Origin of the sequence: Clostridium sp. Marseille-P2415 (genome assembly GCF_900155545.1) — a bacterium.
In the GTDB taxonomy this organism is placed as follows: domain Bacteria; phylum Bacillota; class Clostridia; order Lachnospirales; family Lachnospiraceae; genus Lacrimispora.
The window spans coordinates 944,987-966,954 of sequence record NZ_LT732526.1; the positions used below are offsets into that span (position 1 = coordinate 944,987).

Sequence of the window (21,968 nt, forward strand, 5' to 3'; positions counted from 1 at the left end):
CCTACCGCCATATCCCAGATTTTTGAACAAATCGTCAATGCGGTCATCAGCATTTATGCTGCTTCCAGGCTTTTTGAGGCGGGGCTTCATTCCAATCTGGTTTATGGATCAACGGAATATTCCTTTGCTTTTGGTGCGGCGGGCGGAACCATAGGAACCGGGGCAGGCGCATTGGCTGCCTTGTTATTTCTCATGTTTATTTTACTCAATTACCGCCCGGTCATGAAAAGACAGGCAAGAAGAGACAGGAGCAGGCGCAGGGAATCCTATGGAGAGCTGTCCGGCGTTCTGGTAATAACGGTCCTTCCCATTGTTTTAAGCAGTGTGGCTTATAATATCAGTACTGTGCTTGATAACAGCATTTACGGAAACGGTATGGCCTCTCTGGGCATGGGAGCATCTGAGATCGCTTCCAACTGGGGCGTTTATTCCGGGAAGTACCACCTGCTTTTCAACATTCCGGTGGCAATAGCAAATTCTCTGTCTTCCGCCCTGATTCCTTCTCTGTCAAGAGCAGTCGCAGAACGGAATAAAGGACAGGTAACAAGTAAAATTTCCCTTGTAATACGGTTTTCCATGATCATTGCCATACCTGCCACTGTGGGTCTGACCGTGCTGGCAGGCCCCATCTGCAATCTGTTATTCAGCCGGAATAACAACTCAGAGCTAATAAAGATGATGATGTATGGTTCCGTAGCTGTGGTATTCTTCTCCCTTTCTACGGTTACCAATGCAGTGCTTCAGGGTATCAACCGCATGCAGACTCCTCTTAAGAATGCGGTCATTTCCCTCATCATCCATGTGGGAATCCTGTTTGCCATGCTCTTTGGATTTAAGATGGGAATTTACAGTGTCGTGTACTCAAATATCCTGTTCGCACTTACCATGTGCCTGCTAAACGGGGCTGCGATCAGCCGGTTTTTAAACTACAGGCAGGAAATGAAAAAGACATTTATTCTGCCCACTCTTGCCTCCGGGATTATGGGAGCGGCTGCTTACGGTGCCTATTTCCTGGTGCACTTAACCTTAAAGCGCAACTTGCTTGGTGTTCTGGCGGCCATGGCAGTAGCGGTAGCCGTCTATGGAATTCTCCTCTTAAAACTGCACTGTGTGGATGAATTGGAGCTTTTAAGCGTACCTGGAGGGAAGAAACTGGTGCGCATTGCAAGAAAATTCCATCTATTGTGATTAAAATGGAAGAAGAAAGCAGATACTATACTTACTTGAAGGAGGTATCATCTCATGAAGAAGTATATGTTCTGCTTTCTTTTGTTCGTAGCGGCATCCGCCATCTGCCTGGGAATAGGCTTTGCCATTACAAAGGACAGCGTGAGGCCTGAGGAGGCCCTGCCGGGGGCGACCATAGAAACAGAAACGGTGACAGAAGCGCAGATTGTTATAAATCAGGAAGAGGTCGAGCCCGTAAATACAAAAGGGAAAGAAAAATATTATCTTGTCTCAGAGGACGGATACTTGCTCGTCCTCTACCAGGATAAGACCACCATCTGCCTCTATACCCATATGCCGGTGACTGATTTTCCGGAAGAAGAACGCGGAAAATTAATGGATGGCATCTGGTTTTCTTCCATGATCGAGGTATTTAATTACCTGGAATCCTATACAAGTTAAAGTAATACTTGAAAAAAAGAGGCAAACTGGATACAATAGGTCTGTCTGAATATACAGGAGGAAGCTATGAAACGACAGGTAATTATCGTAGGAGGGGGAGCTTCCGGTCTGGCGGCAGGAATCCAGGCGGCCAGATCGGGAGCTTCTGTTACTATTTTAGAACATACGGCCAGACCGGGGAAAAAGCTTCTTTCCACCGGAAACGGCAAATGCAACCTGACCAATCTGGTGACTCCAAAAGGTGCATACCGGGGAGGTCAGCCTGAATTCATTAAAAAAGTCATCAATAACGTTTCTGTCGGTCAGACCCTGGATTTCTTCCGGGGCCTTGGCATTGTACTTACGGACCGGAGCGGGTATGTCTATCCGAACTCCGGACAGGCCGCCACGGTTGTGGAAGCGCTTCTCTTTGAACTGGACCATCTGGGCGTTTCCATTGTCTGTGACTGCCAGGTGGAAGAAGTGAGGAAGGATTTAACCCTAATGACTTCAAAAGGGAAGATGAAGGCAGATTCGGTAATCCTGGCGGCGGGTTCCATGGCTGCACCGAAAACAGGTTCTGACGGAAGCGGTTATAAGCTGGCAGCAGCCCTGGGCCATCATATCATAAAACCGCTCCCCGCTCTTGTACAGCTGAAATGCAGGGAAAAATGGTACAAGCAGGCTGCAGGAGTGAGGACAGATGCCTGGGTGAAGCTTAACATAGACGGAAAAACAGTGGCAAAGGACCGGGGAGAACTTCAATTTACCGATTACGGGCTTTCCGGGATCCCGGTTTTCCAGATCAGCCGGTTTGCGGCCGCAGGCATTGAGGCGGGGAAGGCTGTGACTGCGGAACTGGATTTATTCCCTTCCATGGACTTTACAGCTGCAGAAGATTTTCTTTTTGAAAGAGTCAGACGCTTTGGCTACCGGCCGGCAGAGGAGTTTCTAAATGGCGTTCTGAATCATAAACTGGCCCGGGTTCTCTTAGGGGAAACCGGAATCGCAAAAATAAGCAGCACCAGAGATATCACACCAGCCCAGGTGAAAAAGCTTTGTTCTGCCATGAAGGGGTTAAAGACCGTGATAACCGCCACCAATTCCTTTGACCAGGCCCAGGTGTGCAGCGGCGGGGTTGACACCGGAGAGGTGGATCCCTGTACCATGGAATCAGAATTTATAGATCGGCTTTACCTGGCCGGAGAAATCCTTGATGTGGACGGCATCTGCGGAGGCTATAACCTGCAGTGGGCCTGGTCCAGCGGGATACTGGCAGGTACTTATGCAGGAAGAGGAAAACAATGATCAGAATCAATCAATTAAAGCTGCCGGTGGATCACACCGAAGAAGCCTTATGGGCAAAGGCAGCAAAAACATTAAAAATTCCGGTGAAGGAAATACGATCCGTCACAATAATGAAACAGTCTGTGGATGCCCGGAAAAAGGAGGACATTCATTTCACTTACTGCGTCGACGTAGAAACCGCAAGAGAAGAATCTGTTATACATAAAGCGAAGAATGGGAACGTTACGATTGCAGAGAAAAAAGAATACCAGTTTCCGAAACCGGGAACCGAAAAAATGTCTCACCGCCCGGTCATCATCGGTGCCGGTCCGGCCGGCCTTTTCTGCGGTATCATGCTTGCGAGGAATGGATACTGTCCTCTTCTTCTGGAACGGGGAGAGCCGGTGGAGAAGCGCAGGGAAGCCGTGGACCAATTCTGGATGGGCGGAATGTTAAAGCCGGACAGCANTTAAGAATGCGGTCATTTCCCTCATCATCCATGTGGGAATCCTGTTTGCCATGCTCTTTGGATTTAAGATGGGAATTTACAGTGTCGTGTACTCAAATATCCTGTTCGCACTTACCATGTGCCTGCTAAACGGGGCTGCGATCAGCCGGTTTTTAAACTACAGGCAGGAAATGAAAAAGACATTTATTCTGCCCACTCTTGCCTCCGGGATTATGGGAGCGGCTGCTTACGGTGCCTATTTCCTGGTGCACTTAACCTTAAAGCGCAACTTGCTTGGTGTTCTGGCGGCCATGGCAGTAGCGGTAGCCGTCTATGGAATTCTCCTCTTAAAACTGCACTGTGTGGATGAATTGGAGCTTTTAAGCGTACCTGGAGGGAAGAAACTGGTGCGCATTGCAAGAAAATTCCATCTATTGTGATTAAAATGGAAGAAGAAAGCAGATACTATACTTACTTGAAGGAGGTATCATCTCATGAAGAAGTATATGTTCTGCTTTCTTTTGTTCGTAGCGGCATCCGCCATCTGCCTGGGAATAGGCTTTGCCATTACAAAGGACAGCGTGAGGCCTGAGGAGGCCCTGCCGGGGGCGACCATAGAAACAGAAACGGTGACAGAAGCGCAGATTGTTATAAATCAGGAAGAGGTCGAGCCCGTAAATACAAAAGGGAAAGAAAAATATTATCTTGTCTCAGAGGACGGATACTTGCTCGTCCTCTACCAGGATAAGACCACCATCTGCCTCTATACCCATATGCCGGTGACTGATTTTCCGGAAGAAGAACGCGGAAAATTAATGGATGGCATCTGGTTTTCTTCCATGATCGAGGTATTTAATTACCTGGAATCCTATACAAGTTAAAGTAATACTTGAAAAAAAGAGGCAAACTGGATACAATAGGTCTGTCTGAATATACAGGAGGAAGCTATGAAACGACAGGTAATTATCGTAGGAGGGGGAGCTTCCGGTCTGGCGGCAGGAATCCAGGCGGCCAGATCGGGAGCTTCTGTTACTATTTTAGAACATACGGCCAGACCGGGGAAAAAGCTTCTTTCCACCGGAAACGGCAAATGCAACCTGACCAATCTGGTGACTCCAAAAGGTGCATACCGGGGAGGTCAGCCTGAATTCATTAAAAAAGTCATCAATAACGTTTCTGTCGGTCAGACCCTGGATTTCTTCCGGGGCCTTGGCATTGTACTTACGGACCGGAGCGGGTATGTCTATCCGAACTCCGGACAGGCCGCCACGGTTGTGGAAGCGCTTCTCTTTGAACTGGACCATCTGGGCGTTTCCATTGTCTGTGACTGCCAGGTGGAAGAAGTGAGGAAGGATTTAACCCTAATGACTTCAAAAGGGAAGATGAAGGCAGATTCGGTAATCCTGGCGGCGGGTTCCATGGCTGCACCGAAAACAGGTTCTGACGGAAGCGGTTATAAGCTGGCAGCAGCCCTGGGCCATCATATCATAAAACCGCTCCCCGCTCTTGTACAGCTGAAATGCAGGGAAAAATGGTACAAGCAGGCTGCAGGAGTGAGGACAGATGCCTGGGTGAAGCTTAACATAGACGGAAAAACAGTGGCAAAGGACCGGGGAGAACTTCAATTTACCGATTACGGGCTTTCCGGGATCCCGGTTTTCCAGATCAGCCGGTTTGCGGCCGCAGGCATTGAGGCGGGGAAGGCTGTGACTGCGGAACTGGATTTATTCCCTTCCATGGACTTTACAGCTGCAGAAGATTTTCTTTTTGAAAGAGTCAGACGCTTTGGCTACCGGCCGGCAGAGGAGTTTCTAAATGGCGTTCTGAATCATAAACTGGCCCGGGTTCTCTTAGGGGAAACCGGAATCGCAAAAATAAGCAGCACCAGAGATATCACACCAGCCCAGGTGAAAAAGCTTTGTTCTGCCATGAAGGGGTTAAAGACCGTGATAACCGCCACCAATTCCTTTGACCAGGCCCAGGTGTGCAGCGGCGGGGTTGACACCGGAGAGGTGGATCCCTGTACCATGGAATCAGAATTTATAGATCGGCTTTACCTGGCCGGAGAAATCCTTGATGTGGACGGCATCTGCGGAGGCTATAACCTGCAGTGGGCCTGGTCCAGCGGGATACTGGCAGGTACTTATGCAGGAAGAGGAAAACAATGATCAGAATCAATCAATTAAAGCTGCCGGTGGATCACACCGAAGAAGCCTTATGGGCAAAGGCAGCAAAAACATTAAAAATTCCGGTGAAGGAAATACGATCCGTCACAATAATGAAACAGTCTGTGGATGCCCGGAAAAAGGAGGACATTCATTTCACTTACTGCGTCGACGTAGAAACCGCAAGAGAAGAATCTGTTATACATAAAGCGAAGAATGGGAACGTTACGATTGCAGAGAAAAAAGAATACCAGTTTCCGAAACCGGGAACCGAAAAAATGTCTCACCGCCCGGTCATCATCGGTGCCGGTCCGGCCGGCCTTTTCTGCGGTATCATGCTTGCGAGGAATGGATACTGTCCTCTTCTTCTGGAACGGGGAGAGCCGGTGGAGAAGCGCAGGGAAGCCGTGGACCAATTCTGGATGGGCGGAATGTTAAAGCCGGACAGCAATGTGCAGTTCGGGGAGGGCGGAGCAGGAACCTTTTCCGACGGGAAGTTAAATACCCTTGTAAAAGACCCGCTTATGAGAAACAGGAAGGTGCTGGAACTCTTTGTGGAATTCGGCGCGGATCCGTCCATTCTCTATGTCAATAAGCCCCATATTGGAACCAATGTTTTAAGCGGTATTGTGAAAAAAATGAGAGAGGAGATCATACGCCTTGGCGGGGAGGTCCGCTTTCACAGCCATGTAACAGATTTTATGATAAAAGACGGCATGCTTTGCGGGGTTATCGTTGAAGAGAAGGAGCAGATACCGGCAGACATTCTGGTCCTTGCAATCGGCCACAGCGCCAGGGATACCTTTGAGATTCTTAATAAACGGGGCGTTCCCATGGAAGCAAAGGCTTTTGCCTTAGGCTTAAGGATCCAGCATCCCCAGGAATGCATAAACCGCTCCCAGTATGGAATACCGGATCATCCCATACTGGGGGCAGCGGATTATAAACTGACTCATCAGTGCACAAACGGAAGAGGAATATATACCTTCTGCATGTGTCCCGGCGGTTACGTTGTCAACGCTTCCTCAGAGGAAGGGCGGCTGGCGGTTAATGGAATGAGTTATCACAAACGGGATGGAAGAAATGCCAACAGCGCTCTGATCGTTACGGTAACGCCGGAAGATTTTGGCGGGGCCGGCCCTCTTTCCGGCATTGCTTATCAGAGAAGACTGGAAGAAGCGGCCTTTTTGTCAAACAACGGAAAAATCCCGGTCCAGCTCTACGGAGATTTTAAGGTAAATCAGCCGACCAGGGCTTTTGGAGAAGTGGAACCGGCTTTTAAGGGCCAGTACGGTTTCGCTAATTTAAGAGAGATACTTCCTGGATATCTGACGGAATCCCTCATTGAGGGGATCGAGGTCTTTGAGCGCCGGATTCATGGTTTTTCCAGGCCGGATGCCATTTTAGCCGGTGTGGAAAGCCGTACTTCGTCACCGGTCCGCATACCAAGGAATGAAGCTTTTGAAAGCAGCCTGAAAGGAATATACCCTTGCGGAGAAGGAGCCGGATACGCCGGAGGAATTACTTCTGCTGCCATGGATGGCCTGAAAGTGGCGGAGGCCATAGCTTCCAGATATGAAAGACTTCCATTATAAATTGACGGATCCTAAAAAATGATGTAAGATATGAGACAAAAAGAATTCCAGAAAGCAGATGAAAAAGAGCATGAACGTCGAGGCACGAGAGAAACTAAAGGATAAAAAGAGAATTGTTATCAAGATTGGCTCCTCATCCTTAACCCATACCTATACCGGTGATTTAAATCTGATGAAGATCGAGAGACTGGTGCGGGTGATCAGCGATTTAAAGGGCGAAGGGAAAGAGGTGGTACTGGTATCTTCCGGCGCAATCGCGGCAGGACGCCAGGCCCTGGGGCACCATACCCGGCCGGTGACCATATCGGAAAAGCAGGCGTTTGCCGCCGTAGGCCAGGCCAGGCTTATGATGGTATACCAGAAACTTTTTGCAGAATATAATCAAATAGCCGCACAGGTGCTTTTAACCAAAAATACCATGGTTAATGACAGCAGCCGTTACAACGCCCAGAATACATTTGATGAGCTTTTAAAGCTCGGGACCATCCCCATTGTCAATGAAAATGATACCGTATCCACGTCCGAAATTCCTCTGGTCGATAATTTCGGAGACAATGACAGGCTTTCCGCCATTGTAGCGGCGTTGATCGGGGCAGATCTTCTGATTCTGTTATCGGATATTGACGGCCTTTATTCCGATGATCCCAGACAGAATCCCAAAGCTGAGTTCGTCGGATTGGTGAAAGAAATTACACCGGGGCTTCTTGAAATGGGGAAATCCACTTCCGGAAGCGATGTCGGTACCGGAGGGATGGCCGCCAAACTGGCTGCAGCCCGGATTGCTACGGACAGCGGCTCTGACATGGTCATTGCCAACGGGGATCATGTAGAGGTCATTTGTCAGATTGTGGCAGGCGAGGAAAAGGGAACCCTGTTCCTGGCCCATCCAAATCATGATTTTGACCTGATGGACTATATCAATCACGAGTATTAAGGAGAACTTATGAACCAGGAAAAGATTGACCGAATCAATACACTTTATCATAAATCAAAATCCGTGGGGCTTACGGAAGAAGAAAAAGCAGAGCAGCAGGCCTTACGCAGAGAGTATATTTTGGCTATCCGGAACAGCTTAAGAGGTAATTTAAATAACATATCAATTCAGGAAAAAGACGGCACTATAACGGACTTGGGTAAAAAATATGGAAAAGTCGGAGAAGAATGAAATCAGGAAATGGGTAAAGGAACAACGGAAAGCCTTAGATGCGGCTGCAGCGACAAGGTGGAATGAAGCCATCTGTGAGCAGCTTTTAAACTTAGAGGAAATCCGCCGGGCCTTTTGTGTCTATTGCTATGCGTCCCTTCATCATGAGGCAGGTACCTGGAAGCTTATAGAATCTCTTTTAAAACAGGGGAAATATATAGCTGTTCCAAAAGTTGCAGGAAGGGAACTGGAGTTTTATGCCATTTTCGGGAAAACAGATCTGGAAGAAGGGGTTATGGGAATTATGGAACCAAAGCCATCCTGTTTAAAAATCCATGACCTGAAAGCCCCTGTTATTGTTCCGGGCATTGCATTTGATAAAACAGGGAACCGGATCGGGTACGGAGGCGGTTACTACGACCGTTTTTTTGAACGGGAACCGCATCATCTCCGCATTGCCATTGCCTATGGCTTTCAGATGTTCGACCGGGTTCCTGCAGAATCTCACGATATATGCATGGATCGGATCATCACTCCTTAGGGAAACATCTTGCATTAAGAAAGGATTGGAGGACTCTTTTATGACGATTACAGAGATTGGAAAGAAAGCAAAAGAAACAGCCGGAATCATAGGAATCCTGGGGTCTGCAAAAAAAAATGAGGGATTAAAGGCAGCAGCAGCAGCCCTGTTAGAAGGAGAGGTGGAAATCCTCACCGCAAATCAGGATGATGTAATCAAAGCTACCGCCTCCGGTATGAGTGCCGGATTAATCGACCGCCTGGAACTGACTCCGGCAAGAATTGAAGCTATGGCGGATGGCCTTTTATCAGTGGCTGCTTTGGATGATCCTGTAGGAGAGGTGCTTTCCATGAAGGTCCGCCCCAACGGAATTACCATCGGACAGAAACGGGTCCCTTTGGGAGTTGTGGGCATCATATACGAAGCCAGACCCAATGTGACGGCAGACGCCTTTGGGCTTTGCTTTAAATCCGGGAACGCAGTTATTTTAAAAGGCGGGAGCGATGCATTGGAATCCAATATGGCCATAGTAAAATGGCTCCGGACCGGACTAAAGAACGCCGGCCTGCCGGAAGATGCCCTCCAGCTCATCACCGATACGGACCGGGAAGTGACGAAGGATTTCATGCGCCAGCGTGATTATGTGGATGTTTTAATTCCAAGAGGAGGCGCCGGATTAATAAAAACCGTGGTGGAAAACAGTACCATTCCGGTCATTGAAACAGGTACCGGAAACTGTCACATTTTTGTGGACGAATCCGCTGATTTTGAGATGGCATTAAATATCATATTCAATGCGAAAACCCAGAGGATCGGAGTGTGCAATGCCTGTGAATCCCTGGTAATCCACCGGAAAATTGCCCTTAAGTTCCTGCCTCTTTTAAAAGAAAGGCTTTCTCTTAAATCCGTTGAAATCCGTGCTGATGAGGATGCCTGTGCCATGGAAGATGGATTTATCCCTGCAACAGAAGAAGATTGGGGACGTGAATATCTGGATTATATTTTGTCCTTAAAGCTTGTGGATTCTGTGAAGGAGGCCATATCCCATATCAACCGTTACAGTACCGGGCACTCCGAAGCCATTATTACTTCGGATTACTCCAATGCCCGGAAATTTTTAAATGAGATCAATTCAGCTGCCGTTTACGTCAATGCTTCCACACGGTTTACCGATGGGTATGAGTTTGGCTTTGGCGCTGAAATCGGTATCAGCACCCAGAAGCTTCATGCGAGAGGTCCAATGGGACTCAAGGAACTGACAACGACCAAATATATCATTTACGGTGACGGACAGGTGCGCCCATAGCCTGACGTTTTGCAGCGTATATTTTAAAAATCCATGATAAGATCCAACCGCAATATTAGCAATATTTTAGCGTCAGATTTCCATTATTTGTGGTAAACTGGAAAAGAATTCAAGCTAAATTATATTACTGGTTGCGAAGGAGATTATTATGGATTTTTCACTTATCATTGGCATCTTTATTGGGATAGGAGCTCTTTTGGCGGGTTTTGTGCTGGAAAAGGGCGTCATTCAGTCTCTGTTTTTGTTAAGCCCTTTCATCATCGTGGCAGGAGGGACTGTCGGCGCAGTCATCGCTTCTTATTCTTTGAATGATATAGCCATGGCTATGCGGGCTATGATGAAAAGCTTTAAGCATCCCCACTCCGCCAGTATGGAAAAAATGATCGCCAAGATATCGATGATAGCGACCCGTTACAGGAGCGATGGAGTGACTTGCCTGGAAGAAATAAGCAGGGATCCGGAACTGGATCAGGAAGAATATCTTCTTCTCAAGGAAGGTCTGGTGCTGATACAGGAATTAAAATCTCCGGAATCGATCCAGTATACCCTGGAATCCGATATCAGAGCTTACGTCCAGCAAAAAAGCATTGAAGCCAGCGTATTTGATGCTGCAGCCGGATTTTCTCCTACCATGGGGGTTATCGGTACCGTTATGGGACTGATTATGGTACTTGCCTCCGGCTTTGATGATCCGTCGGAACTTGCAGGCTCCATAGGTACCGCGTTCGTGGCGACCCTTTACGGTGTTTCTTTCGCCAATCTCGTTTACCTACCCATAGCCAACAAATTAAAAACACAGTTAAAAAGAAAGCATATTCAGAAAGAAATGATTGTGGATGGCGTATGCATGATTGCCAGGGGCAATACCTCCCGAAATATTGAAAATGAGCTCGCCCTTTACTTCCAGGCCTTTTCGGATGGGGGAAAACGATACAAACAGGGAATTGAGAATTAAATTAAGGAGGTACGAAGGATGCGCAGAAGAGGTATGGAAACAGAAGGCGATAAAGAGAATTCAGAGCGGTGGCTTCTTACCTATTCGGATATGATCACTCTGCTCTTAGCCTTGTTTATCATCATGTATGGCATGAGTTCTGTGGATGCAATGAAAGTAAAGGAAATGTCCCAGGGACTGGAACAGGTCTTAAATCATACCGGTTCGGCGGCAAGTACCAATGCAGGAGGCAGTGCTTCCGTTTCGGCCAATAACCTTGACAAGGTATACCAGGCTTTGAAAACTTATATCTCTGATCATGATCTGGATCAGATGATCGATTTATCCTCCACCGGATCAAGCGTCACCATACACTTAAAAGATGCCATGCTGTTCCGGCCGGATACGGCGATCCTGATTCCGGAAAGCAAACCGGTCATACAGGAAATCAGCAACAGCCTTGAAGAGATATACGGTGACATCAATCATATTACAATCACAGGCAATACGGCGGATTTAGGCCATTATGATGCGGCTAATGAAGCGGATTCCTGGCAATTATCCGTAGACAGGGCAGTGGCAGTGCTGAATCAGATGACCTCAATGGGGCTGGAACCGGATAAGATGTCTATTGAGGGAAATTCTCACTATAATCCGATCGCATCAAATGATACGGAAAATGGAAGGGCAAAAAACCGCAGAGTGGAGATCACCATTACCGGAAGCGCCAATTAACGGCAGCTGCTGCGGAGCCTGGATAAAACTTGAAGCTTATTATTTGACAATTCTACATATTTATGATAAGCTACGAACAGATTAGATGGGAAGGGGTGAAAGGATGAAGTAATAATTCTTGCTTAAGTAACTGCATGATGAAAAAGAGAACGGCGACAACCGTTTTTTTAATCATGCCTGTTTTGCAAGAATATTATTTCATTCTCATGCCTTTTTTTGTGCCATTCATATGTCATAGATAAAGCAGACAACTGCCCACATGGGGCCTTGATGCAGCGCGGCTGTGAGAAAAAAGATTCTTGCAGTCGTTTTTTGTGTGCAGGAACCAGGTTTCCTGCCTGAATGGAGGAATTTCTATGTCATTAATACAGGTTACAGATTTATCATTCACTTATGAAGGAAGCTGCGATCCGGTGTTTGAACACGTTTCTTTCCAGATCGATACAGACTGGAGACTGGGATTTACAGGAAGGAACGGAAGAGGGAAAACTACGTTTTTAAATCTTCTGATGAACCGATTTGAATATTCCGGAAGCATCGTTTCGAGCGTGGCATTCGACTATTTTCCATTTCCTGTACCGGATCAGGAGAGGGACACTCAGGAAATTCTTGATTCTCTCCTTGGGGATTATTTATTCTGGGAGCTGAAAAGGGAGCTGACCAAGCTTCAGGTTTCGGAAGATGTGCTGTACCGCCCCTTTTCCACTCTATCAAGTGGAGAGCGGACCAAGGTCCTTTTGGCTGCCTTATTTTTGAGAGAAGGCCGCTTTCTGCTGATTGATGAGCCTACCAATCATTTGGACCGGGAAGCCAGAGAGCTGGTAAGCCAGTATTTAAACAGCAAAAAAGGGTTTATCCTGGTATCCCATGACCGGAAATTCTTAGATGCTTCCGTGGACCACATCCTGTCCATCAATAAAACCAATATCGAGGTGCAGAAGGGGAATTTCACCTCCTGGTATGAGAACAAGCTAAGGCTGGATCAATACGAACGGTCCGAAAATGAACGTTTAAAAAAGGATATCCGTCATTTGGAGGCGGCTGCACGGCAATCCGGGGAATGGGCTGATCGGGTGGAGTCAACCAAAATCGGAAGAAAATCCATGATTCACGAAAAATCCATTGATACCCGCGCTTATGTCGGTGAAAAGTCCAGACGGATGCAGATGCGCAGAAAGAATCTGGAGCTTAGACAGGAACGCGCCATTGGGGATAAGACTGGATTGCTTAAGAACGTAGAAGAAGCAGAAAATTTGAAGCTTTATCCGTTAAAGCATCATGCGGTAAGGATTCTCTCATTAAAAGATGTTGTTCCATGCTATGACAGTCCGGTCTGCGAACCGGTGAGCTTCACCCTGGAACAGGGACAGAGAATATCCCTGCAGGGGAAAAACGGATGCGGCAAATCCAGCATACTGAAACTGATCATCGGCGGGGAACTTTCGAAAACCAATATTTCCTATGAAGGAAGTATGGAAATGGCCGGCGGACTTAAAATATCCTATGTATCTCAGGATACTTCATTTTTAAAGGGCAGCCTGACCGAATATGCCAGAATAAGCGGAGTGGAGGATTCCCTGTTTAAGACGCTTTTACGTAAGCTGGATTTTTCCAGGGAACAGTTTGAAAAACCAATGGAATCCTACAGCGAAGGACAGAAGAAAAAAGTTCTCATTGCCCGCAGTCTCTGTGAGCAGGCCCATCTCTATGTATGGGATGAACCCCTTAATTTTATTGATGTATATTCCAGAATCCAGATTGAGGATCTGATTCTTAAATTCCAGCCTGCCATGCTGCTTGTGGAGCATGATGAAACATTTACCGACCATGTTGGGACCCATATGGTGCACATAAAACAAAAAATATGATCCTCCGTCAAACGGGCACAGCCGGGATAGTGTAAGAGGGTATCCCCCAAATTGTCATGGTTTGGGAAATACCCTCTTTTATCTAATAAGCTCATTTCCTAAGTAATTTTATTAGGGCGTGCTCCACAAAGTGGAACGTTCAGTCCGGCACAAGCAGTTTTCAGACGCACCCTGGCATTATGATGATTAAATTATGAGAATTAAATTTAGAGTTTGTCAAATATCAGCGCCCAACATATACCTACTTAATTATAGATACTGTACCATTCAGACTTACAGGAGCTTCATATGTTTTTAAATCATATGAAAAATCTTCGTTTTGTTCTAGAACATAATATTCAACAAGGCCATCTACATGGACATATACATCTTTTCCATTGGAAGCAATATCTGCGCCAATGCTGTCTTCTGTCCATTTAAAACCATAGGGGAAGCCATAAACAAGTGCATATGGATCAACGCTGGTAATATGTTCCTCATCTCCTTCGCCGGAAGTAGTATAGCTTAACCTCAATTCCATTTTACCTTTAACCGTACCAATATCTTCTTTTGCAACTACTACATGTCCAATGTTAGCTGCTTCCTCAATACTCTCGGTCTTAATATCACCGGAAATATTGTTTAGATACTGAACTGCTTCTTCAGTTGAGTTAAATACAGCTGGTTTTACGTCAGCCGGAATTGGCGTATTCTCTGAAGCCAATGCTGTTCCAGGAAAAATAGTTGCAGCTAATAATACAAGGCCTAATAAACTTCGCATTTCTTTTTTCATGAGTTTTCCTCCTTTTTCTTTCCCTAAATTAATTTTCTTTAATTTTTTATCACCTCTATCTAATGCGTAAAATTGTTAGAAAACTTAGCGTTATTATGCTCATATAATAGCACATAAAAACCATAATGCAACCCAAGTTCCAAAATTATACACGTTGAGTGCCAAATTCTGCATTTTGTCGGTTTTAATATACAATCGAATCATGTGTGCCTTTGATTTTTCCGCCAAGTTGACATTTTCAAGCGTTTCATGTAAAATGCTTTTGACAAAGCGTTAGAAAAAACCGAATTGAACGAAAGGAATTTAAGATGTATAATGACATTGATAAAATAGATTTAACTGCAGAACCGCCGGTAACCGAACCGGAGAGACAATTTTATTTCATGGCAAAAGTCCGGCAGTATGTGAAGCAGAAAAGTGCAGAATTTGGACATACCCTGACCTTTTTTACACAGACCTTCGGCTGTCAGATGAATTCCAGGGATTCCGAAAAGCTTCAAGGCATTTTAGAAGCGATCGGGTTTGCGGAGGCGGATTCGGAAGAGGCGGACTTTGTCCTTTATAATACCTGTACGGTCAGAGAGAATGCCAACCAGAGAGTCTACGGACGTCTGGGCTATTTAAACAGCTTGAAAAAGAAAAATCCCCATATGATGATCGCCCTTTGCGGATGCATGATGCAGGAAGAAGAAGTGGTGGCAAAGATTAAGAAAAGCTACCGCTTTGTAGATATTATATTTGGTACTCACAACATTTTTAAACTTGCAGAACTCATGGATGAACGCCTGGAAGAGAAGAAGATGGTTGTTGACATCTGGCAGGGAACAGACCGCATCGTGGAAGACCTCCCTGCGGAGCGAAAATACCCGTTCAAATCCGGCGTTAATATTATGTTCGGCTGCAACAACTTCTGTAGCTACTGTATCGTACCTTACGTACGGGGCAGGGAACGAAGCCGCAGTCCGAAAGACATTCTCGAAGAGATCAAACGGCTTGCGGACGATGGAGTGGTAGAGATCATGCTTCTGGGGCAAAATGTAAATTCTTATGGAAAGACCCTTGAAACTCCCATAACCTTTGCCCGGCTTCTTGCCCAGGCTGACGAGGTGGAAGGTTTGGAGCGGATCCGGTTCATGACCTCTCATCCAAAGGATTTGTCCGACGAACTGATCGAAGTCATGAAAAATTCAAAAAAAGTATGCCGCCACCTTCACCTGCCGCTTCAGTCCGGCAGCAGCCGGATTTTAAAAGCCATGAACCGGAAGTATACAAAGGAACAGTATCTGGAGCTTGTGGAGAAAATCCGGACAGCCATGCCGGATATCTCCCTGACTACGGATATTATCGTGGGTTTCCCGGGTGAGACGGAAGAGGACTTTCAAGAAACCCTTGATGTGGTGAGAAGGGTGCGTTTTGACAGTGCCTTTACCTTCATTTATTCCAAGCGCACCGGAACCCCGGCTGCAAAAATGGAAGAACAGGTTCCGGAGGATGCGGTGAAGGACCGTTTTGACCGTCTGCTGGCCGAAGTCCAGCAGATTTCCGCCGAAAGCTGCGGACGGGATGTGCATACCGTACAGAAAGTACTGGCAGAAGAAATAAACGATCATTCAAAAGGCCTTTTAACCGGACGCATGAGCAATAATACTACCGTACATTTTAAAGGGGATTCTTCTCTTATCGGAAAAATCGTGGATGTGTATCTGGAGGAATCCAAAGGATTTTATTACATGGGAACTTTGGCATGATCATAAATTTAACCGAATCAAGTAAGTCCCCCACTTCAAATGCGAAAAGCATTAAGTGTTAGGTGGGGACTTGCTTGTGTCAGGTGGAGTACAAGCTCCACCTGACAAGCAGCGATAGCTGCTATTCGGTTATGAGCAAGTAGCGAAGCGGATTGCGAATATCCAACACAGAAGAAAAGAGGAATTAAAAGAGCATGGCTGGATTATCACCTATGATGTCCCACTATATGGAAACCAAAAAGGAGTACCCGGGCTGTATCCTGTTTTACAGGCTGGGAGACTTTTATGAAATGTTCTTTGAAGATGCGGTTACCGTCTCCAAAGAGCTGGAAATCACTTTAACAGGAAAAGAATGCGGACTGGAGGAACGGGCGCCTATGTGCGGCGTTCCTTACCATGCCGTTGATACCTATTTAAACCGCCTTGTCCAGAAAGGCTACAAGGTCGCCATTGCCGAGCAGATGGAGGATCCCAGGCTTGCAAAGGGACTGGTAAAGAGAGAAGTCATCCGCGTGGTAACGCCCGGAACCATAACAAGCGCCCAGGCTCTTGATGAAACCAAAAATAATTATCTTATGGGGATCGTATACATCGGAGAAACATTCGGAATTGCGGTTGCTGATATCAGTACCGGTGATTTTCTTGTGACAGAGGTGGAATCCGAACGGGAGCTTACGGATGAGATCAACAAATTCACCCCTTCTGAGATTATCTGCAATGAAGCATTTTACGTTTCAGGAGTGGATATTGAGGAAATCAGAAACCGCTGCCAAACAGTTATTTCATCTCTGGATCATCATTTCTTTTCCGATGAAGTCTGCCGGAAAATTCTAAAAGAGCATTTCAAGGTAGGCGCACTCACCGGGCTGGGGTTAGAAGATTATGACACCGGGGTCATAGCCGCCGGGGCCGTTATGGAGTATATGTACGAGACCCAGAAAAGCAGCCTCTCCCATATAACCACCATTACCCCTTATTCCACCGGACAGTATATGATCATTGATACTTCTACCAGACGGAATCTGGAGCTTTTGGAGACCTTAAGGGAAAAGCAGAAAAGAGGAAGCCTTCTATGGGTTCTGGACCGGACGAAAACAGCCATGGGTGCCAGAATGCTGCGTACCTACATTGAACAGCCTTTGATCCATAAGTCAGAGATTCTGAAACGCCAGAATGCCATTGAAGAGCTTAATATGAATTTTATATCAAGGGAAGAAATCTGTGAATATTTAAACCCGATTTATGATCTGGAACGTCTGATCGGACGTATCAGTTACAAAACAGCCAATCCAAGGGATCTGATCGCATTTAAGAACTCCCTGGAAATGCTTCCGTTCATCAAGGACCTTTTAAAGGAATTTACCAGTGATTTGTTAAAGGAATTATGGGAAGAGCTGGACCCGTTGGAAGATGTAAAGGATCTGATTGACCGGGCAATTATTGACGATCCGCCCGTAACCATACGGGATGGCGGGATCATAAAGGATGGCTTTCATAAAGAAGCAGATAAGCTGCGGGGTGCCAAAACAGAAGGCAAAAACTGGCTGGCCGACCTGGAGACAAAGGAAAAGGAAAAAACCGGCATTAAGAATCTGAAGGTAAAATTCAATAAGGTGTTCGGCTATTATTTTGAAGTCACCAATTCCTTTAAGGATCTTGTTCCTGATTACTTTATAAGAAAGCAGACCCTTGCCAATGCGGAACGCTATACCACCAATGAGTTAAAAGAGCTGGAGGATGTCATACTGGGAGCTGAGGACAAGCTGTTTTCCCTGGAATACAGCTTATTCTGCGAGGTCCGGGATGCGGTGGCTGACGAAGTTTTAAGAATTCAGAGATCTGCCAGGGCGATTGCAGGGATCGATGTTCTGGCCTCCCTGTCGGCCGTTGCCACAAGAAATAACTATATTAAGCCCCATATCAATGAAAAGGGATTGATTGATATTAAAAACGGACGCCATCCGGTGGTGGAAAAGATGATGCGGGATGATCTGTTTGTTTCTAATGATACATATTTAGATAATGGAAAAAACAGAGTTTCCATTATTACCGGACCTAACATGGCAGGAAAATCCACCTATATGCGGCAGACTGCTCTGATCGTTTTAATGGCCCAGATCGGGAGCTTTGTTCCGGCGGAAGAGGCAAACATAGGGATATGTGACCGCATTTTCACCAGAGTGGGGGCTTCCGATGACTTAGCTTCCGGCCAGAGCACGTTCATGGTTGAGATGACGGAAGTGGCCAATATTCTTCGGAACGCCACAAAAAACAGCCTGATTGTGTTAGATGAAATCGGCCGGGGCACCAGCACCTTTGACGGTTTAAGCATTGCCTGGGCCGTAGTGGAACACATCAGCAATCCGAAAATTCTGGGGGCAAAAACTCTGTTTGCGACCCACTATCATGAACTGACCGAGTTGGAAGGAACCATGAGCGGAGTGAATAATTACTGTATCGCAGTAAAAGAACAGGGCGATGACATTGTTTTCTTAAGAAAAATCGTAAAAGGCGGAGCAGATAAGAGCTATGGTGTACAGGTGGCAAAGCTGGCCGGCGTGCCGGATACTGTCATTGCCAGGGCGAAAGAGCTGCTGGCGGAATTAAGCGATGCGGACATCACAGCCAGGGCAAGGGAAATCGCTGAGATCAATTCCAATATTACCCAGAGAAAGGCTGTCCCCAAACCGGACGAGGTGGATTTGCAGCAGATGTCTCTGTTTGATACCGTAAAGGATGATGATATCATCAAGGAATTGGGCGATCTGGAGCTGGGCAACATGACTCCCATTGACGCGCTCAATACTTTATACCGTCTGCAGACAAAGCTGAAGAACCGCTGGCAGTAGGAAAACACCATGCGGGCATACCTTTACGCCTGATAAAGCGTGGCCGGCTCTGCCCGGAAAGCGTGGAGGGCAAGTAGAAAGGAGCATATACCATGCCGAACATAACCGTACTGGATCAAAATACCATCAACAAAATAGCGGCAGGAGAAGTCATAGAACGTCCGGCCTCTGTTGTAAAGGAACTATTGGAAAACGCCATTGATGCCGGTGCTACCGCAGTTACCGTAGAGATCAAAGAGGGCGGAACCGCCTTTATCCGGTTGACTGACAATGGCTGCGGGATCCCAAAGGATGAAGTTCCTCTGGCTTTTCTGCGCCATTCCACAAGCAAGATCAAATCCGTAGAGGATTTATTTACCGTCTCCTCTCTGGGATTCCGGGGGGAAGCCCTTGCAAGCATTGCTGCGGTCTCCCAGGTGGAGCTCATTACCAAAACCAGTATAGGGCTTACCGGAACCAGATATCAGATCGACGGAGGCGAAGAACGGTCCCTGGAAGAGATCGGTGCTCCGGAAGGGACTACCTTTATTGCCAGAAATTTATTTTACAACACTCCGGCCAGAAAGAAGTTTTTAAAAACTCCCATGACAGAAGGTGCCCATGTTGCGGAGCTGGTAGAAAAGCTGGCCTTATCTCATCCGGAAGTATCCATCCGCTTTATCCAGAACAATCAGAATAAGCTCCATACCTCCGGGAATCACAATTTAAAGGATATTGTATACACGGTATTCGGGCGGGAAATCGCATCAAACCTTCTGGAGGTTTCCGTAAAAAAACCGGACGTTTCCATACAGGGCTATATCGGAAAGCCGGTTATCGCCAGAGGAAACCGGAATTATGAGAATTATTTCATTAACGGCCGGTACATTAAAAGCAGCATCATTTTCCGTGCGATTGAAGAAGCCTACAAACCGTTTATGATGCAGCATAAATATCCGTTTACCATGCTTCATTTTTCCATTGAACCGGAACTTTTGGATGTCAATGTCCACCCAACCAAGATGGAGCTTCGTTTCCGGGATGGAGAAATGGTCTATCATATGGTATACCAGGCGGTTTCCAATGCTCTTGCCCATAAAGAACTGATCCCGGAAGTGGAACTGGAGAAAAAGGCGGAGGAAAAACAGGGCTTTACGGTGAAAAAACAGGAGCCTGCGCCGGAGCCGTTTGAGAAACGCCGGATTATGGCCATGCAGCAGGCTTCCGATCCGTTTCCCAAAAGACTGATACCGCCTCAACCCCAGCCTTCGCTTGTAAAGGAAGCGGATGAGCTTCTGGAAAACTGGTTAAAACCGCAGGCTGCAGTTCCCGCCGGACAGGAAGCGAACCCGCCCGGGGAGATCGCAGCCCGGCAGGCAGAGCCGGTTTTAAAAGAGACACCAATGATTCCCCCAAAAAAGGAAGAAAAACCGGAACAAATGGATTTATTTGACGGAAAGCTTTTAGAGCCGAAAGCCCGGTCCATGCACAAGCTCATCGGACAGCTCTTCGACACTTACTGGCTGGTGGAATTTAACGAGCAGCTTTACATCATTGACCAGCATGCTGCCCATGAAAAGGTTTTATATGAGAAAACCATGGCAACACTTAAGAGCAGGGAATACACTTCCCAGCTGGTAAGTCCCCCCATCATTCTGACTCTGAACCTGAATGAAGAAGTTCTTTTAAACCGGCATTTAAAATATTTTACGGATATCGGATTTGAGATAGAGCCCTTTGGCGGAAGGGAATATGCAGTCAGAGGGGTTCCTGCTAACTTATTTTCCATTGCAAAAAAGGAACTTCTGATAGAAATGATCGATGGTTTGTCCGAGGAGGGATCTTCCCACAATCCGGATATCATTTATGAGCGGGTTGCCTCTATGTCCTGTAAGGCGGCGGTAAAGGGCGGGCACCGTTTATCTGCGGCGGAAGCCAATGAACTCATTGACCAGCTTCTGAATCTGGAAAATCCATATGCCTGCCCCCATGGAAGGCCGACCATCATTTCCATGAGCAAATATGAATTGGAGAAGAAATTTAAGAGGATCGTATGATGAAACCACTGATTATTTTAACCGGACCGACAGCGGTGGGAAAAACAGCGCTTTCGATCCGTCTTGCAAAGGCGGTCGGAGGGGAAATTATAAGTGCTGATTCCATGCAGGTCTACCGCCATATGGACATCGGTTCCGCAAAGATTAAAAGAGAAGAGATGGAGGGCGTTCCCCATTATCTTATCGACGTTCTTGATCCGGATGAAGCGTTTAATGTGACTGTTTTTCAAAAAATGGCGAAGGAAGCCGTGGAAGAGATTTATTCCCACGGCCATATTCCCATTGTAGCGGGCGGAACCGGTTTTTATATCCAGGCCCTTCTCTATGACATCGATTTTTCGGAGAACGGAGAGGATACCTCGATCCGGGAACAATTAGAAAAACTGGGAGAGGAGAAGGGGGCAGAATTCCTTCATGACCTGCTTCGGGACATTGATCCGGAATCAGCGGAGGAGATTCATGCAAACAACCGGAAGCGTGTGATCCGTGCTATTGAATATTACCGGCAGACCGGGGAACGGATATCGGAGCATAACAAGCGGGAAAAGCAGAAAGAATCCCCTTACGATTTCCTCTATTATGTAATAAATACAGACCGGGCCTGCCTGTATGAGCGGATCGGCCGGCGGGTGGACCGGATGCTGGAACAGGGGCTTGTCGAAGAGGTGAAACGGTTAAAAGACATGGGCTGCACCAGAAACATGGTTTCTATGCAGGGCCTTGGTTATAAGGAAATCCTGGATTATTTACAGGGAACATATACGCTTAAAGAGGCCCTTTCTATATTAAAACGGGATACCAGGCATTTTGCCAAGCGCCAGATCACATGGTTTAAACGGGAGCGGGATGTAAGGTGGCTTAATCTTCCTGATTTTGACAACGACATAGAAAAGGTGCTGGAAAAAATTTTAAAGGATATCAATGAGATGTACGGATTGGAGACAAGATAAATC

19 protein-coding genes are annotated in these 21,968 nt (G+C 46.6%); 18 read left to right on the forward strand and 1 reads right to left on the reverse strand.

Going from position 1 to position 21,968, the window contains the following annotated elements:
• The 14 genes from BQ9856_RS09370 to abc-f all read left to right on the forward strand — a co-directional run.
• Positions 1–1,188: lipid II flippase MurJ (locus BQ9856_RS09370; RefSeq protein WP_077610789.1), on the forward strand; the 1,188-nt coding region annotated here is incomplete at its 5' end.
• Positions 1,189–1,242: 54 nt separating this feature from the next.
• Complete coding sequence (locus tag BQ9856_RS09375) at positions 1,243–1,629, forward strand: hypothetical protein (protein ID WP_077610790.1); 387 nt, start codon at positions 1,243–1,245, stop codon at positions 1,627–1,629.
• Between the two features lie 66 nt (positions 1,630–1,695).
• Complete coding sequence (locus tag BQ9856_RS09380) at positions 1,696–2,916, forward strand: NAD(P)/FAD-dependent oxidoreductase (RefSeq protein ID WP_077610791.1); 1,221 nt, start codon at positions 1,696–1,698, stop codon at positions 2,914–2,916.
• A gap of 516 nt (positions 2,917–3,432) precedes the next feature.
• Entirely contained in the window at positions 3,433–3,783 is a 351-nt protein-coding gene (locus tag BQ9856_RS09390) for a hypothetical protein (protein ID WP_442855515.1), read from the forward strand.
• A gap of 54 nt (positions 3,784–3,837) precedes the next feature.
• Positions 3,838–4,224: a hypothetical protein gene (locus BQ9856_RS09395; RefSeq protein ID WP_077610790.1), complete on the forward strand. Its 387-nt coding sequence runs from the start codon at positions 3,838–3,840 to the stop codon at positions 4,222–4,224.
• 66 nt (positions 4,225–4,290) lie between these two features.
• Positions 4,291–5,511, forward strand: a complete 1,221-nt coding sequence (locus BQ9856_RS09400) for an NAD(P)/FAD-dependent oxidoreductase (RefSeq protein WP_077610791.1) — start codon at positions 4,291–4,293, stop codon at positions 5,509–5,511.
• Positions 5,508–7,103, forward strand: coding sequence for an NAD(P)/FAD-dependent oxidoreductase (locus BQ9856_RS09405; protein ID WP_077610794.1), 1,596 nt, complete (start codon positions 5,508–5,510; stop codon positions 7,101–7,103). The genes BQ9856_RS09400 and BQ9856_RS09405 overlap by 4 nt, the downstream gene beginning before the upstream one ends.
• A gap of 70 nt (positions 7,104–7,173) precedes the next feature.
• Entirely contained in the window at positions 7,174–8,037 is an 864-nt protein-coding gene (proB, locus tag BQ9856_RS09410; RefSeq protein ID WP_077610795.1) for a glutamate 5-kinase, read from the forward strand.
• 9 nt (positions 8,038–8,046) lie between these two features.
• Positions 8,047–8,268, forward strand: a complete 222-nt coding sequence (locus BQ9856_RS09415) for a DUF896 domain-containing protein (RefSeq protein WP_077610796.1) — start codon at positions 8,047–8,049, stop codon at positions 8,266–8,268.
• Positions 8,246–8,788: a 5-formyltetrahydrofolate cyclo-ligase gene (locus tag BQ9856_RS09420; RefSeq protein ID WP_077610797.1), complete on the forward strand. Its 543-nt coding sequence runs from the start codon at positions 8,246–8,248 to the stop codon at positions 8,786–8,788. The genes BQ9856_RS09415 and BQ9856_RS09420 overlap by 23 nt, the downstream gene beginning before the upstream one ends.
• A 40-nt stretch (positions 8,789–8,828) precedes the next feature.
• Positions 8,829–10,073, forward strand: a complete 1,245-nt coding sequence (locus BQ9856_RS09425; RefSeq protein ID WP_077610798.1) for a glutamate-5-semialdehyde dehydrogenase — start codon at positions 8,829–8,831, stop codon at positions 10,071–10,073.
• 148 nt (positions 10,074–10,221) lie between these two features.
• A complete protein-coding gene (locus BQ9856_RS09430) occupies positions 10,222–11,028 on the forward strand; it encodes a motility protein A (RefSeq protein WP_077610799.1) in 807 nt (268 codons plus the stop codon).
• Positions 11,029–11,046: 18 nt separating this feature from the next.
• Complete coding sequence (locus BQ9856_RS09435) at positions 11,047–11,742, forward strand: OmpA/MotB family protein (RefSeq protein WP_077610800.1); 696 nt, start codon at positions 11,047–11,049, stop codon at positions 11,740–11,742.
• Positions 11,743–12,098: 356 nt separating this feature from the next.
• Positions 12,099–13,610, forward strand: coding sequence for a ribosomal protection-like ABC-F family protein (gene abc-f, locus BQ9856_RS09440; protein ID WP_077610801.1), 1,512 nt, complete (start codon positions 12,099–12,101; stop codon positions 13,608–13,610).
• 241 nt (positions 13,611–13,851) lie between these two features.
• Here abc-f and BQ9856_RS09445 read toward each other — a convergent pair whose 3' ends face one another.
• Positions 13,852–14,382: a hypothetical protein gene (locus BQ9856_RS09445; protein ID WP_077610802.1), complete on the reverse strand. Its 531-nt coding sequence runs from the start codon at positions 14,380–14,382 to the stop codon at positions 13,852–13,854.
• A 308-nt stretch (positions 14,383–14,690) separates the two neighbouring features.
• Between BQ9856_RS09445 and miaB the strand changes: the two genes are divergently transcribed.
• The 4 genes from miaB (at position 14,691) to miaA (ending at position 21,965) form a co-directional block, all read left to right on the forward strand.
• The gene (miaB, locus tag BQ9856_RS09450) at positions 14,691–16,130 is read left to right on the forward strand and encodes a tRNA (N6-isopentenyl adenosine(37)-C2)-methylthiotransferase MiaB (RefSeq protein WP_077610803.1); all 1,440 of its coding nucleotides are present in this window, start codon (positions 14,691–14,693) and stop codon (positions 16,128–16,130) included.
• A 194-nt stretch (positions 16,131–16,324) separates the two neighbouring features.
• Complete coding sequence (mutS, locus tag BQ9856_RS09455; RefSeq protein WP_077610804.1) at positions 16,325–18,979, forward strand: DNA mismatch repair protein MutS; 2,655 nt, start codon at positions 16,325–16,327, stop codon at positions 18,977–18,979.
• A 92-nt stretch (positions 18,980–19,071) separates the two neighbouring features.
• Positions 19,072–21,015 carry a DNA mismatch repair endonuclease MutL gene (gene mutL, locus BQ9856_RS09460; RefSeq protein ID WP_077610805.1) on the forward strand — a complete coding sequence of 648 codons (1,944 nt, stop codon included), beginning with the start codon at positions 19,072–19,074 and terminating at the stop codon, positions 21,013–21,015.
• On the forward strand, positions 21,012–21,965 hold the full coding sequence (gene miaA, locus BQ9856_RS09465; protein WP_139348676.1) for a tRNA (adenosine(37)-N6)-dimethylallyltransferase MiaA: 954 nt from the start codon (positions 21,012–21,014) through the stop codon (positions 21,963–21,965). The genes mutL and miaA overlap by 4 nt, the downstream gene beginning before the upstream one ends.
• Positions 21,966–21,968: the final 3 nt, after the last annotated feature.

What these genes read in the sequence shown, in the direction of transcription:
- BQ9856_RS09375 (WP_077610790.1), top strand. Translation starts at nt 1,243, where the DNA reads ATGAAGAAGTATATGTTCTGCTTTCTTTTGTTCGTAGCGGCATCCGCC.
- BQ9856_RS09380 (WP_077610791.1), top strand. Translation starts at nt 1,696, where the DNA reads ATGAAACGACAGGTAATTATCGTAGGAGGGGGAGCTTCCGGTCTGGCG.
- BQ9856_RS09390 (WP_442855515.1), top strand. Translation starts at nt 3,433, where the DNA reads ATGGGAATTTACAGTGTCGTGTACTCAAATATCCTGTTCGCACTTACC.
- BQ9856_RS09395 (WP_077610790.1), top strand. Translation starts at nt 3,838, where the DNA reads ATGAAGAAGTATATGTTCTGCTTTCTTTTGTTCGTAGCGGCATCCGCC.
- BQ9856_RS09400 (WP_077610791.1), top strand. Translation starts at nt 4,291, where the DNA reads ATGAAACGACAGGTAATTATCGTAGGAGGGGGAGCTTCCGGTCTGGCG.
- BQ9856_RS09405 (WP_077610794.1), top strand. Translation starts at nt 5,508, where the DNA reads ATGATCAGAATCAATCAATTAAAGCTGCCGGTGGATCACACCGAAGAA.
- proB (WP_077610795.1), top strand. Translation starts at nt 7,174, where the DNA reads ATGAACGTCGAGGCACGAGAGAAACTAAAGGATAAAAAGAGAATTGTT.
- BQ9856_RS09415 (WP_077610796.1), top strand. Translation starts at nt 8,047, where the DNA reads ATGAACCAGGAAAAGATTGACCGAATCAATACACTTTATCATAAATCA.
- BQ9856_RS09420 (WP_077610797.1), top strand. Translation starts at nt 8,246, where the DNA reads ATGGAAAAGTCGGAGAAGAATGAAATCAGGAAATGGGTAAAGGAACAA.
- BQ9856_RS09425 (WP_077610798.1), top strand. Translation starts at nt 8,829, where the DNA reads ATGACGATTACAGAGATTGGAAAGAAAGCAAAAGAAACAGCCGGAATC.
- BQ9856_RS09430 (WP_077610799.1), top strand. Translation starts at nt 10,222, where the DNA reads ATGGATTTTTCACTTATCATTGGCATCTTTATTGGGATAGGAGCTCTT.
- BQ9856_RS09435 (WP_077610800.1), top strand. Translation starts at nt 11,047, where the DNA reads ATGCGCAGAAGAGGTATGGAAACAGAAGGCGATAAAGAGAATTCAGAG.
- abc-f (WP_077610801.1), top strand. Translation starts at nt 12,099, where the DNA reads ATGTCATTAATACAGGTTACAGATTTATCATTCACTTATGAAGGAAGC.
- BQ9856_RS09445 (WP_077610802.1), bottom strand. Translation starts at nt 14,382, where the DNA reads ATGAAAAAAGAAATGCGAAGTTTATTAGGCCTTGTATTATTAGCTGCA.
- miaB (WP_077610803.1), top strand. Translation starts at nt 14,691, where the DNA reads ATGTATAATGACATTGATAAAATAGATTTAACTGCAGAACCGCCGGTA.
- mutS (WP_077610804.1), top strand. Translation starts at nt 16,325, where the DNA reads ATGGCTGGATTATCACCTATGATGTCCCACTATATGGAAACCAAAAAG.
- mutL (WP_077610805.1), top strand. Translation starts at nt 19,072, where the DNA reads ATGCCGAACATAACCGTACTGGATCAAAATACCATCAACAAAATAGCG.
- miaA (WP_139348676.1), top strand. Translation starts at nt 21,012, where the DNA reads ATGATGAAACCACTGATTATTTTAACCGGACCGACAGCGGTGGGAAAA.